Source organism: Paenibacillus sp. FSL W7-1088 (genome assembly GCF_037969855.1).
Taxonomy (GTDB): Bacteria; Bacillota; Bacilli; order Paenibacillales; family Paenibacillaceae; genus Paenibacillus.
Genome location: NZ_CP150216.1, coordinates 753,849 through 767,778 on the forward strand (window position 1 = coordinate 753,849; position 13,930 = coordinate 767,778).

General features: G+C 47.5%; 11 protein-coding genes and 1 riboswitch. Of the genes, 7 read left to right on the forward strand and 4 right to left on the reverse strand.

The annotated features are described in order from the left end of the window. The first annotated feature begins 52 nt into the window (after positions 1-52). The 4 genes from folE to MKY42_RS03555 all read left to right on the forward strand — a co-directional run bounded on the left by folE (position 53) and on the right by MKY42_RS03555 (position 5,977). Positions 53-646: a GTP cyclohydrolase I FolE gene (gene folE / locus MKY42_RS03540; RefSeq protein WP_076290489.1), complete on the forward strand. Its 594-nt coding sequence runs from the start codon at positions 53-55 to the stop codon at positions 644-646. A 268-nt stretch (positions 647-914) separates the two neighbouring features. Continuing rightward, positions 915-1,769 (forward strand): lipoate--protein ligase, encoded by an 855-nt coding sequence (locus MKY42_RS03545; RefSeq protein ID WP_090904287.1) that lies wholly within the window; start codon positions 915-917, stop codon positions 1,767-1,769. Positions 1,770-1,839: 70 nt separating this feature from the next. After that, positions 1,840-2,064: a hypothetical protein gene (locus tag MKY42_RS03550; RefSeq protein WP_053779639.1), complete on the forward strand. Its 225-nt coding sequence runs from the start codon at positions 1,840-1,842 to the stop codon at positions 2,062-2,064. Between the two features lie 271 nt (positions 2,065-2,335). Further along, complete coding sequence (locus tag MKY42_RS03555) at positions 2,336-5,977, forward strand: S-layer homology domain-containing protein (RefSeq protein ID WP_339848589.1); 3,642 nt, start codon at positions 2,336-2,338, stop codon at positions 5,975-5,977. Positions 5,978-6,112: 135 nt separating this feature from the next. Here the strand turns inward: MKY42_RS03555 and MKY42_RS03560 are convergent, their stop codons facing one another. Together MKY42_RS03560 and MKY42_RS03565 are read right to left on the reverse strand one after the other, a co-directional pair. After that, positions 6,113-7,432: a Fe-Mn family superoxide dismutase gene (locus MKY42_RS03560; protein ID WP_179261787.1), complete on the reverse strand. Its 1,320-nt coding sequence runs from the start codon at positions 7,430-7,432 to the stop codon at positions 6,113-6,115. A 199-nt stretch (positions 7,433-7,631) separates the two neighbouring features. After that, entirely contained in the window at positions 7,632-8,660 is a 1,029-nt protein-coding gene (locus MKY42_RS03565; protein WP_090904290.1) for an alpha/beta hydrolase, read from the reverse strand. 358 nt (positions 8,661-9,018) lie between these two features. On the opposite strand from MKY42_RS03565, the gene MKY42_RS03570 reads away from it, so the two are divergent. The 3 genes from MKY42_RS03570 (at position 9,019) to thiC (ending at position 12,143) form a co-directional block, all read left to right on the forward strand. Further along, positions 9,019-9,762 carry an IclR family transcriptional regulator gene (locus tag MKY42_RS03570; protein ID WP_063568040.1) on the forward strand — a complete coding sequence of 248 codons (744 nt, stop codon included), beginning with the start codon at positions 9,019-9,021 and terminating at the stop codon, positions 9,760-9,762. 119 nt (positions 9,763-9,881) lie between these two features. Then, positions 9,882-9,995: riboswitch (TPP riboswitch) on the forward strand. Positions 9,996-10,047: 52 nt separating this feature from the next. Then, positions 10,048-10,341, forward strand: a complete 294-nt coding sequence (locus tag MKY42_RS03575) for a hypothetical protein (RefSeq protein WP_339848596.1) — start codon at positions 10,048-10,050, stop codon at positions 10,339-10,341. Beyond that, positions 10,338-12,143: a phosphomethylpyrimidine synthase ThiC gene (thiC, locus tag MKY42_RS03580; protein ID WP_257031610.1), complete on the forward strand. Its 1,806-nt coding sequence runs from the start codon at positions 10,338-10,340 to the stop codon at positions 12,141-12,143. Before MKY42_RS03575 ends, thiC begins: the two co-directional genes overlap by 4 nt. Before the next feature lie 510 nt (positions 12,144-12,653). Here thiC and MKY42_RS03585 read toward each other — a convergent pair. Then, positions 12,654-13,352, reverse strand: a complete 699-nt coding sequence (locus MKY42_RS03585) for a hypothetical protein (RefSeq protein WP_339848601.1) — start codon at positions 13,350-13,352, stop codon at positions 12,654-12,656. 202 nt (positions 13,353-13,554) lie between these two features. Beyond that, positions 13,555-13,722, reverse strand: coding sequence for a hypothetical protein (locus MKY42_RS03590; RefSeq protein WP_161490662.1), 168 nt, complete (start codon positions 13,720-13,722; stop codon positions 13,555-13,557). Between the last annotated feature and the right edge of the window lie 208 nt (positions 13,723-13,930).

Below are 13,930 nucleotides of genomic sequence, written 5' to 3' on the forward strand. Positions count from 1 at the left end.
GCTGAAGTGAATAGCTGCTTACAGCATGTGGTTCGAAAGGAGGCGTTCGGCAGTGGCTGGCGTTAAAGATTATTTGAATTCAAAAGTATCCGACAATCGGGAGAAGATCGAGTATCACATTGAGCAGATCTTGCAATTGATTGGTGAGGATAGTACGCGGGAAGGGCTGTTAGAAACGCCTGCACGCGTAACCCGGATGTATGAAGAGATTTTTGGCGGGTATGAAGTGGACCCGCGCGATGTGCTTGGTGTGACGTTTGACGAGAATCATGAAGAACTGGTCATTGTGAAGGACATTGTCTATTACAGCCAATGTGAACACCATATGGCGCCTTTCTTCGGTAAGGTGCACATTGGATATGTACCGAGTGGCAAGATTGTGGGATTGAGCAAAATGGCCCGTCTGGTGGAGGCAGTTACCCGCCGCCTGCAGGTTCAAGAGCGAATTACCTCACAGATTGCCGATATTCTGACTGAGGCAGTAGAGCCGAACGGTGTCATGGTCGTCGTGGAAGGCGAGCACTTGTGCATGTGTTCCCGCGGCGTGAAGAAGCCGGGCAGCAAGACGGTAACGTCTGCTGTGCGTGGTTCCTTCCGTGACAATCCGGCACAACGTGCCGAGTTCCTGTCGCTGGTAAAAGATTAAGCTCGGGCTCATTCCATTCGTTGGACAAGCCAGAAGCATTCAATCTTTCGTACAATCATGGTTATTTCCATTACATTCGGCAAATTGCCGGATCTGAAATGGCAGAATAGATGCTTGTGCCAATGGAAGCATTCATAAATAAGCCGTGTTCCTTGGGGAACCGGCTTATTTATATATTACTTTTGCATTCACACAAGGGGATACATAAGGATCACGCAATTACTCAATTAAAATTCATCCAGATTAGTTTATTCGGAGGCTATCTTATATGAATGTACCGTCCAATTCAGATCAACCCGGATCGCCGGGAGCAAAGCAGCAGATGCAGCCGGATCATTCCTTGCGGCTACAGATTTGGGAGACACCGCTGCTGCGGCGCGGGAGCAGTGTGCTTGAAGCATTTGCTTGGGAAGAAGTCATGTGCCGCCGGGTGGGAGAAGGTCAGCTGCCCGTTGCTCATATTTGGCGGCATCCAGATGCCTTTGTAGCGGGGCTGCGGGATCGGAGGCTGCCTCAGGCAGTTGAAGCGATGGAACGCATTAGAAGCCAGGGAACGGCGGTCTGCGTTCGTCCATCGGGTGGTGCAGCAGTTCCCCTGAATCCAGGGGTGGTTAACGTGTCTTTAATTTTGCCGAACCCGGGACGTGCCATCAATATTCATGATGATTTCAGGGAGATGGCCTCACTGATCGCTGAGTCGCTAACACCATGGTCGAATCAGGCACGCACGGGGGAGATCGAAGGCGCCTTCTGTCCTGGCGATTATGATGTCAGTGTGGGTGGACTGAAATTTTGTGGGATCGCCCAGCGCAGACAGGCCAAGGCTTATATCATTACGGCCTTTATCATCGTGGAAGGACAAGGGGACCAATTGGCAGCCGACGTGCGTAAGTTTTATCAGGATGCAGCAGATGGAGCCAGCGAAGGGTACCCGGATGTTCGGCCCGGAACGATGGCGAGTTTGCAGGAACTGGCAGGTGTCCCTTCTGCCGCGGCGTATACAGCCTCGCTGGTACGTACACTGCGTCAGCGCTTTCCCCAAGCGGAGACGAGCCGTGTGTTGACTGTGGAACGGGAAACCGTCATACGGACGGCTGAGCAGATGAAACTGCGTTACGATTAGGTTCACAAGCTTGGACTTGGAATTGGTTAATAGAGATGATATGATGTGATTTCGGAAGGAGAGTGTCTACATGGAAACTTTAAGATATACGTACTTATATGAGGTCATTTCAACAGGCGAAAAGTCTGAATTCAGCCAAATGGCTACAAGCAAGGAAGAAGCAGCTGCCCTAATCGTTGCGCGTATCGCTGATCTTGAATTTACAGGTGAAGAAGATATCAAGCTGGGCGATCTGATCGCCATTAGCAAACAGGTTGGCGACAACTATGTTGCCTGTGAGGGTTGCGCTTCCTAAGGTAAACGCTCTGCATAGTGGGCCTCAAATGATAAGCAAGTCTCTAGTATAGAGACTTGCTTTTTTGTATCTGTATTTGATTTATTCGATTCAGGTGTGCCTCGCTGAACAATAATTGCACGGGAAGAAATATGTTCATTTGAAAGTGGTTTTGCGAAAATGCGAGAAAAGGCATATTTTCACGAAAAATGCCGATAAATGTTCAGAATCGGTTCAGAGCTTATAGGTATAATCTTCCTACAACAACAGAAAGAGAAGGGAAGATTCGAACATGCGAAAAAAGGATCACCAGAAGCGCTCCAGGCTCCTGAGACGAATAGGGATTGTGATATTAACATTCTTTATGGTCTTCGGAATGCTGCCAGTTGTATTTCAACAAGGTGTCGTACAGGCCAAGAGTTGCTATGATCTGACGGAAAAAGATTCTGATGATGTTGAATGGAAGCTCATTAGTACGCCTGAAGAGCTCTATTGTGTAAGAGAAGACTTAAACGGTAATTACAAGCTGAAGAATGATATTTCTGAAGCAGCCATGAGCACGTTTTTGAATGGAGAATCTTGGACTCCAATTGCTGACATAATAGAAGATGAGCTTATGCCTTTTACAGGCAGGTTCGATGGGAATGGTTATTCAATATCCGGTTTGAAAACGACGGATGAGAATCAGAACGATGTGGGGCTGTTCTCTGTATTACAAGGTGCTGAGGTTAAAAATCTTATATTAAACGATGTTTCTATAAAAGGAAATGTGATCGTAGGCGGACTTGCCGGACGGAGCATAGAGTCGCGTATTGAAGGGATCCAAATCAGTGGAAATATACAAGGGAATATGAGAGTAGGCGGTATTTCAGGTTTATCGGACGAAAGTGAGTATATAAATAACAGCACTAATGTCGAGGTGATTGCATTAGGTGAGGATGGCGACTCACTCGGGGGACTTGTTGGAGAAAGTAATAAGAGCACAATCATTGCAAATGCTGCTGAGGGTATAGTGAGTGGTTATGAGGCTGTAGGTGGACTGATCGGAGAGTCGAATGATAATTTCATTCGTCAGAGCTACGCTTCAGGACAGGTGACGGGTAACTACCAGGTAGGCGGTTTGATTGGCCAACTTAATTATGAACTTAGCCACACTATTGCGGATAACTATGTGGTTGGTTCAGTGAGTTCACATGCTACAGGGAATAATGATTTTTCTGCTGAAGCCATTGGCGGACTGATTGGTGAAGTGAAAAAATATGATGAATCAGCCTCCGCAAAAATAGATATTCAAAATAATTATGTAGCTGCGTCTATGGATATCACTGTTCCTGATAATTCATCATCACCCATTGATAATCAGACCATAGGGTCAGTCATTGGTAATCTGAATGATCCAGAGAATCAAGTTATCTTTACTAATAACTACTATGATTTAGCCAAGAGCAGTACGAACCAGCAGAATGGTTCTAATTATGCAATGGGTCTTACTACTGAGCAGATGAAACAACAATCTAATTTCAATGGATGGGATTTCGATGGAGTTTGGACAACTCGTAACAGGATCAATGATGGGTACCCGATCTTGCGTTCATCCAAGCTTATGACTGCGCCGACTCCACCACTGCCTGATCGGACAATAGATTATTTGTATCCATATCCTACAAGCGGAACAATTACTCAGTCCACATCTAAAGTTATAGTGAAGCTTAATGAAGCTGGTAGATTTTATTTTGACAATCAAGTGTTTGATGAAGAAATTGAGGGTCAGTCGAATGAAGATACTAAATTACATGCCCTAGCTAATCTATCTTATGTTGATCTAGAAGCTAATGAAGTAAGATCGTTCTTGTTTACAGGACTGGAAGAGAACACTTTGTACCGAATGTTCCTGGCGGTAGAAGATACGAATGGTCAGCTCTGGGACATGGGAGGTCGGGGATATGAAACACTTGCAAACTTAACGCCTCTTCCACAAAACGTAGTGGCTACACCTGGTGATGGTCAGGCTGCCATTGAATGGACTACAGAGCCAGAATTAGAATATCGCGTGTATATGTACCAAGGTACGGAGGCACCAAAGGATCCGGATCTGTGGACAAATGTGACGGACAGTTACATCGATGGACATATCGGTGGGCTGACGAATGGTGAATCTTATGTGTTTGCAGTTAGATCATATGCTTCCGATGAAGAAAATTCAGATTATGTTGCATCTAACGTGGTGATCCCGCAAGAGGAGAATAATAATGGTGGTGGATCTAATCCAAATCCAGACCCAGACCCGAACTTTCCTGTACCACAGCATGTAGTGGCAACAAAAGGTGAGAAAAAGGTTGTGTTAACTTGGGATCCAATCTTGAACGGATTAGCTTCGGTCTATATGTACGAAGGTTCATCAGCACCAGTAGACCCTTCACAATGGGTACTTGTTACTTCTAATATTTTGAATAGCAGTTGGGAAATTAATGATCTTAGAGAAGGCGAAAAATATATTTTCGCTGTTAGAGCTGTATATGAAGATGGCGTATCCGAATATGGAATTTCTAATTCAGTGAAGATTAACATAACTCCATCCAATCCAGAAACGCCAGGTAATGGGGGAGGTGGGGGAGTTATTACTCCAACTCCTGTAACGCCAACAACTCCACAAGCTCCACAGAAAGAAGTAATCAAAGTGGATGTGGCGAATGGGGATCAAGCTTCAACGATCGCTTCCTTGAAGATTAATCGTACTCGAGGAACAGATGGTACGGTTAAGGATGAACTTCTTCTTGATCAGAGCAAAACGCAAACCATTATCGACCAGTTGAAACAGACAGGCTCCCATACAGCGGTTGTCTTGATTCCAGACGCAAAAGATGAAGTATCACAGTGGGATCTGAAGCTCTCTCCACAATCGTCAGTAATGCTGGCTGAGCAAGGAGTGAATCTGGTTATTTCCAATCCTAATGTAAAGATTATCATTCCGGCGAGTTCCTTGAACGGACGCACAGATGATATTTATTTCCGTCTTGTACCGGTGAAGAAGGAATCCCAACGTTTAGAGATCCAAACGAGAGCACAGGCGAATGAGTCGATCATCCAATCTGTAGGTACAACGGATATCCAGATCATTGGACGTCCAATGATGATCGAAACGAATCTTCAGAGCAGACCTGTTACGCTCATATTGCCTTTAGATGCTAATCAGGTTGCAGGTGTGAAGTCTGAGGAGCTAGGTGTATATATTGAGCATAGTGATGGAACGAAGGAGCTTGTACACGGCAAACGGGTTACCCTAAACGGTGATAATCAGCAAGGCGTCGAGATTGAAGTAAACAAATTCAGTACATTCTCCATTGTTAGGGTCAAAGACTGGACAGACAACACACTGAAAGCACAACCTTATATTCAGGGGTACACGGATGGAAGTTTCCGACCAGAGCGTAATGTAACTCGTGCGGAAATGGCAACATTAATCACGCGTATTCTGGGAACATCTACTCTTGAGGGAAGTCATGAATTTACAGATGTTACATCCAGCCACTGGGCACAGGCATCTATATCAGCAGCAGCCCAATCCGGTTCTGTTCAAGGCTATACAGATGGCAGCTTTAAGCCGGATCAAGCGATTACCCGCGCAGAAATGGCTGTCGTGTTACAGCCGTTATTAACATCTGCTCAGATGACTACTGCGCCGACAGCATTTACCGATATGAACGAGCATTGGGCGCAACAAGCAGTAGAACAATTAAGTTCGGCGGGAGTAGTTACCGGATACAAGGATGGAATGTTCCGTCCAAGTCAGCCGATAACCCGCGCTGAAGCTGTTACAATGCTGAATAAGCTGATCGGTCTTCAAGCTGAAACGAATGCGTCAGGACATTGGTCGGATGTACCTGCCACACATTGGGCTTATGAAGCGATTGAGGCAGCTTCTATCCGCAAGTAAATAGTTGTATTCAAACTCAAAGAGATATCTTTCAGTCATTCGGCTGGAGATATCTCTTTTTTTACATCAACATATAGCACCATGGATTCAATGCGCTCCAGAGTACGCCCCGATGCTATGCTTAGCCCGAGAATTCTAATAAGGCGGCCATAACAGCTTGCGCGCAGTTTCATAACGTTCCGCCACAGCTGGCCAGTACACAACCTTCCACCAGTCCTCGATATATTTTTTGCGTTCATTCTGGTGTTTCAGATAGTAGGCATGTTCCCATACATCAAGCGGCAGGAGAGGCACGATGTCGGACTGAGATAAGTTCTGATGTTTCTCCGCCTGCAAAATTTCCAATCTATGCGCCCGCGGGCTCCAGACCAGCATGGCCCAGCCGCTGCCCTCCACTTTGTTGGCGGCTTCAGTGAATTGATTCTTGAACGCTTCATAGCTGCCAAAATCCCGCTTGATTTGCTCTGCGAGCATACCGGAAGGCTTGCCTCCGCCTTTGGGGTTCATGATCGTCCAGAAGATCGTATGCAGGTAATGGCCTGCACCATTAAATGCGAGTTCGCGTTCCCAATGTTTGACGAGTTCAAAATTATTCTTTTTCCGCGATTCTGCCAGCTTTTTCTCCGCGGTGTTCAGTCCGTCTACGTAGGATTGATGGTGTTTGTCATGGTGTATGCGCATCGTCATCTCGTCAATATATGGTTCCAGCGCATTGTAGGCGTAGGGTAGGGGTGGCAGTGTGTGTCCACCAATAGGTACAGGTTTCTCTTTGACCGGCACTGCTGTAGAGTTGGTTGTGCCCTCTGTACTTGCATTGGGGGACGGTACAGCCGCCGAAGATTGTGTCTGTACCGCTGGAGTAGGGTTGTTGGCTTTTCCCGCAGCATTGGATGATTCTTCTACAGCTTCACGATAGGGCTGTTCAGACATGGGCATTGAAGTCACTACGTTGGCATCAGCCGGTTGTCCCGAGGTTTGAAGAATATCATTCAGTGAAAACGATGAATCAGACTCCAAATCCCGCAAAGCTCCAGATTGTTTCAGCGTTTCAAGTACCCCCAGGAAATACTCGGATTCGCGAATGAAATGCAGAATAACCACTTTGGCAATTGGCACTTGCTGAACAGCAGTACTTTGCTCCAGCAGGACGTACAGCTGTCTAATGAACTCACGCGATTGTGTGCAGGTCTCAGCCACGAGCTGTTCAATACAGCGGATGATGTAAGGAGCAGGTGGCTGGGTTCCCGGCAGTATTTGCTTCAACAGCTGATTCGCGACTCGTTCGCTATTCTCAAAGATCGCTTCCCATTCCGCAAGCCATTTGACATAAAAGGGTTCAAGATCAGGAACCAAGGCGCGAATGACAATCGTATGTTCCTTCTCTTGCTCTTTCCAGAAACGGACTTCTTCGAGTACCCTCAGAGGCAGCAGATGCCCATATCCATACCAATTCATATGCGGTAAACCTCCATTCAAGTGAATTGAAATTCAGATCCAGCAGCAGAAATTAAATTTGATTCTCCCGTTCGTTCAATTTGGCAATGTACAAGCTAGAGCTGTCTTTAATTACGTCCCAAAAGTATATTCTCCAGGTACCTTGTCCTATGTGTACACAAAAAAAGAGCCCCATAGGGGCTCTTGAATTACCGGGTTTTCACGATTCTCCGGTATTGGTATTGTCCACATCATCGCTGCTCGTCTTGGTCACATGACTCAGGAATGTGGAGACACGGCGCAGATATTCCTTCGGATGCTCCCGGAAGATCAGCTCATGATGCGCACCGTCCACAATCCATTCATCGGAATTCGGATTGGTCTGGTTGCCGGCAAGCAGTTCCGCAATCGGGTAAGGAGCTTTCTCATCCTCGGTACCATGGATAAAGAAAATCGGGAAAGGATAATCTTCTTTTTTCACTTCTTGATACGGAATCTGCTGCAATCCAGTCCCGTTCAGAATCGGGAACAGCAGGTTCATAATTTCCAGCGTAGGCTGACGCGGAAGATCAATCTGATTATGGATGTTGTGATACAGCGTATCCGGCTCAAGCAGGAATGTGCTGTCCAGAATCATGGCATCCACATCTTTGGTAATAAGCCCAGTCTGCAGAGCTGTACCTGCACCCATGGAGAAACCCCATACGACAAGCTCCTGAGCTCCGCGCTGCTTCGCAAACTGGATTGCACCAAGCAGCTGCTGGGACTCGGCTTTGCCGCCTGTGGCGACAGCTTTGTTGACCTGTGAAGCGAAACCGTAATCGAACATTACCACATTGAAGCCGAGTTGGTGTGCATAATGGGCCAGGTCATACATCGGTACCCAGGTCTCTTCACGATTCGCACCATATCCATGGCTGAATATGATGGTTTTGTTTGCATTATCATCAGCCGGAATATACCAACCCTGCATCGTTCGACTGCCGTCTGCCGCAGGGAATGTGATGTCTTGATACTTCATGTTCTTGGCCTGCATGGGATTGGAGAATACAGGCGCTACAGTTGGATTGGATAATACCCAAGCAATATAACCGTGCAGTGCGATGAAACAAAAGAGCAGAAAAAATACAACGGAGAGCAACAACGCCACGACAATATGTTTGAACCGGATCAGCCTCGGTGATAACGAAGAAGGCAGATCTGACACTTTCGTTTGCAGCGGGGCTTCGCTCTGGGATGTCGGATACATGATTGCCCCTCCTTTAAAAATCAAATGAAGATAACAACGAGACGAACAGAGCGGATAAATGATTTTTCTGACTACATAGGAAGCAAAATCTTAATTTAATATATCTTTATCGTATGTTCCAATATAGTCAAAGTCAATTGATTGAGGCCATTTGTTACGCAATTGTTATATAGTTCTGAAGATATCTGGTTAACATTTCCTTAGGGTGCAAATAGCAGGGGATTTTAATTTATAAAAAGAAAATATTTACAATTATTCCTATTCCAAATGGCTCTTTTTGGTTTACAGATGAGACCGTTTCTCATATAATTTATGTAACCAAGTTTCATGTGATGAAACATGAGGAGGGCAACTTGCCATGGAAGACCGAAAGTTAACCGTCCGGGCTGTAGAACGGGCGCTGGATATATTATTGTGTTTTACAACCCGCAGTGATCTGGGACTCACGGAAATTGCCAGCCAGATCGGTCTGCACAAAAGTACAGTCCATCGTCTGATGGCTACTTTGGAGGACAAAGGGTTCGTGATCCGGGATGCAGCCACCGAGAAGTATCGACTCGGCATACGCATCTGGGAACTGTCTGCCCATATGTCTCGCAGCGATGATCCGGCCATTTTGCTCCTTCCTGCGATGGAGCGGCTCAGAGATCGACTGGGCGAAACCGTGAGTTTATATCTGCGTGATGGCAGTGAGCGGATTCGAATTCAAGCTGTACAGAGTGATCAGGCGATTCGCCGTGTAGCTCCGGTGGGCGTCAGACTTCCGCTATCCGTGGGAGCCTCCAGTAAAGTGCTGATGGCTTTTGCCACCGAAGAGGACCGCGAAGATCTGATGAATGGACCGGAATGGCCCGTATTTATCGATCCCAAAGTATATTTGGCACAGATGAAAGACATTCTGGAATATGGCTATGCAACAAGTTATGAGGAGCGTGAACCGGGAGCAGCCGCTGTATCTGTACCCATCATGGATCGGAAAGGCAACATCGCTGCTGCTCTGTCGGTATCCGGGCCTGTTAGTCGCCTTTCGCAGGAGACGCTGCATGAATACGCACCTGTGCTGAAGGAAGCTGCTACACAGATGGGACTGATGTTATCCTGATTTTATGTTCTGGAATTTAAAGGTTGTTTTTATGATCCGGTTGCGCTACTCTGTAATGGACGGCCCAACAGGGTCAGCATAATTGAATATGAATCTGCGGCTGAGATGCTGCAACTTGTTAACGTTACTGGGGGAGTCCGAATTGTCCGGACTGAGACGGAATCGCATGAGATTCCGGACCCTTTGCACCTGATCTGGATCATACCAGCGTAGGGAAGTAATCGGCGATACGACCACGAACACCATATAATGTAACCTATGGATGGACTCCGTTATGGAGCCTGAATGAGTTGCGTTATTGGTGATGGACATAAGCCGGTTCCCTTGGGAACCGGCTTTTTTTATACAGTAAACAGGCGGAAGCCGTTGTCAGAGCTGCTTTTGGATAAAGAGCTGGGAGCTATTGGCGAAGCGGTGGTATGGATTTTTTTTCCTCGACTGTCTGTATTACTTGAACTGTATGTCCCTATTTTGTGTGGTATGATCGCTCTTCCTTTTTCTATGTTGTGGATGGTTTGGACTCGTGCGCAAGCATTTCAATCCAGGCAATCACCAATGAGGAGGAGACAAGAGCGATGAGTACAGAGAACAGAACGCTGGGACAAGACGAGCAGGATCAGGTGTTGGAAAAGAGTGCAGGTGCGGCCGGACGAATTAAGCCCTTCCCGGGCAGCCGCAAAGTGTACATTCAGGGCTCACGACCGGACATTGCAGTACCGGAGCGTGAAATTGCCCTTCATGACACGAATACTCCCCAAGGAGTGGAGCATAACGAACCGCTGCGTGTCTACGATACGAGCGGGCCGATGACTGATCCCGGATTTCATGCCGATATCCGGGCAGGGCTGCCAGCGCTGCGCACCCGCTGGATTACGGAGCGTGAAGATGTTGAAGCCTACCAGGGACGAACGGTAAAACCGGAGGATAACGGATTGAAACCCGGAGGGAAGCGAACTGGAGCCGAGAAGTATCCAGGCTTGCGTGGTAAACCGTTACGGGCACAGGCAGGGCGCTGCGTGACCCAGATGCATTATGCACGGCAGGGAATGATCACACCGGAGATGGAGTTCGCTGCCATCCGTGAGGGTGTGGAGCCGGAATTTGTGCGGCAGGAGCTGGCGAGTGGCAGGGCCATCCTGCCGTCGAACATCAATCACCCGGAGAGTGAGCCGATGCTGATCGGGCGTCATTTTCATGTGAAGATCAATGCTAACATCGGGAACTCTGCGGTATCCTCCTCCATCGAGGAAGAGGTAGAAAAGATGACTTGGGCCGTACGCTGGGGATCGGATACGGTGATGGATCTTTCCACAGGCAAGGACATTCATACAACCCGTGAATGGATCATCCGCAATTCACCTGTACCCATTGGAACAGTTCCGCTCTATCAGGCACTGGAGAAGGTCAATGGAGAAGCCGAAGCACTGACCTGGGAGTTGTATCGTGACACGCTCATAGAGCAGGCAGAGCAGGGTGTGGACTACTTTACGATCCATGCAGGCGTGCTGCTGAGATATATTCCGATGACCGCCAAACGCATGACGGGCATTGTGTCACGGGGCGGGTCCATCATGGCAGCATGGTGTCTTGCGCATCATGAGGAAAATTTTTTGTATACCCATTTTGAAGACATCTGCGAGATTATGAAAAGGTATGACGTGGCCTTCTCTCTCGGAGACGGACTGCGCCCAGGAAGCATCTACGATGCCAATGATGAAGCCCAGATGGCGGAACTGGCGACGCTTGGTGAACTAACACAAATCGCCTGGAAGCATGATGTGCAGGTGATGATTGAAGGTCCGGGACATGTGCCGATGCACAAGATCAAGGAGAATGTCGATCTGCAAATGGAGATTTGCAAGGAGGCGCCGTTCTATACGCTGGGACCGCTGACGACCGATATTGCACCAGGATATGACCATATTACCTCGGCCATTGGGGCAGCGATGATCGGCTGGTTCGGTACGTCGATGCTCTGTTATGTTACGCCAAAAGAACATCTGGGCCTGCCTAATAAGGATGATGTGCGGGAAGGGGTTATCGCCTACAAGATCGCTGCGCATGCCGCTGATCTGGCGAAAGGTCACCCGCGTGCCCAGCGGCGGGATGATGCGCTGTCCAAAGCACGCTTTGAGTTCCGCTGGAGGGATCAGTTCAACCTGTCGCTGGACCCTGAGCGTGCGCTGTCCTACCACGATGAGACGTTGCCGGCCGAAGGGGCAAAAGAAGCCCATTTCTGCTCCATGTGCGGGCCGAAGTTCTGCAGCATGCGCATTACGCAGGATATTCGTGCTTTTGCCGCAGACAAAGGTTTGTCCGAGAATGAGGCCGTGGCAGCGGGTATGCAGGAAAAGGCTGAGGAATACCGGACACGCTCCTAAGCGTCGTTACAGCGCAATCTGGGCGGCCTGACATGGTGAAAAGCCGTTCCTCTCCGTGATTGCGGAGAAGAGCGGCCTCTTACTTGGTATGTGGTGCGCACACTTAACTTCGAGGAACAAGGATAATGACACAACATATTTTATCAGTTATAGGTTGATTGTCTCCCAGATGTTTAATAAAATGAATGTAAGTGAAAAACAAATAAGAGTAGCCAGGCCAATGGCTACTCCTGCACAGCATTTGCGGTGGGTATTCCTCCAAGTGCAGCATAGTTCAGACGAAGTGACCCGTCAGGCCGTCAACCTGTGGCGGGTCACTTCTTTTTACGGTCGATGTATGTCAGGAGCGCAATAATTAGCATTGCGAACACGATTTTACGTCGTTGAAAGAGAAGTTCATAGGATCACCTCCCACCGGAGGCAATCTATTTCCCACCACAGATTGGCTCAAAATAATTATTCCTTTCGAAAGTCTCTCATTCGAGAGCCTTTTTATTTTGCTTCATGAGCTCAACACTTAACTTTGGCCAAGCTCAACTTCTTCTCCAAATACGACGCAAGTGATGCCAGCGGGCTATAGATCGCCATGCCTTTATCTGCTGTAACCCGTGCTGCTGCAGGAGCCATGGACAGTTGAGCGGCTACTAGCGTGCTATCCGGATACTGCTCAGCAAGATGCTGTAAACCGCCGCTAACTGCTGCAAGATAACCTTCCTTATCGCCTCGCATAATTAACTCGAATGTGCCCGGGATCAATACTGCTTCAGTCTTTACGGTCACGGCCTCGTGTCGCTGCTCATCTTCATCATCTTGCTGCAAAGCCTGATTCACCCGCGCCATCGTTCCTTCAATCGTTGCGGGGTTGGTAAACGCAAGGATGTACTCGCCAGAATTTTGCTGCATTTCCTGAAGTAATGGATCATCAATTCCTATCACGGGCACGGGAACATGTTGTGCCTCTTGCTCGAGTACGGCTGCAAACAGGGTACAAGTGACGAGGATGGCATCTGCATGGCATTGGGCGATCCATTGCAGCGTCTGTGATACTTTCTCATGCGTAACTGCCTCGGTAAAATCAGCATCATGTTTGAGGCGATCCAGACCGGGATCGACATAATGTACAAGTTCAACCTCATAAGGAGCGAGTGCTTCTTCAATCAGTGCAATATTGGAATAGTGAGCGTGAAAACAGCCAATGGTCATCATCATACTTGCCCCCTGAAATGGATTCTATCTCATATAAGTTCCGCAGATATTTAACCCATTATAGGGATGTGACAATAGACTGTACATATTTAAAATACGGAGGTAACAACATTTATCGTGAAAACGCGAATAACCGTTCATCCACAACTTCGCAGAGGAACGGTGCAAACCACGTAAGCGATTCTCAATTCGCTCGTCATTTCATTTATCGCATAGAAGGGGCAGCATTCTTTTTAGCCATTTTTTGTTGCAAAATTTCATGAAAGGATAGACCTTGAGTGTTCTCATTCTCCTTTTTGGGAGCAGTGGTCGCCGTGTTGCGCGGATATTGATGGTGGTACGGGATCATTTGCTGAATAGGCATGCGGATCATCTTGGTTCCTCCTTTAATGCATTTTCAAATATGCATATGTGATTATGAATAGGTTATGTATTCCGACGGATTATCGTCTCTAATACGCAAATAGGTATATGTGACTTGTTAGACGAAACAGGCAACTTAAGGTGTAATTCCAATTGGATTGTAGTGATTTTACCCCGTATTCAGGAGATGTAAACGTTTTTAAGTAAATTCAGGAGGA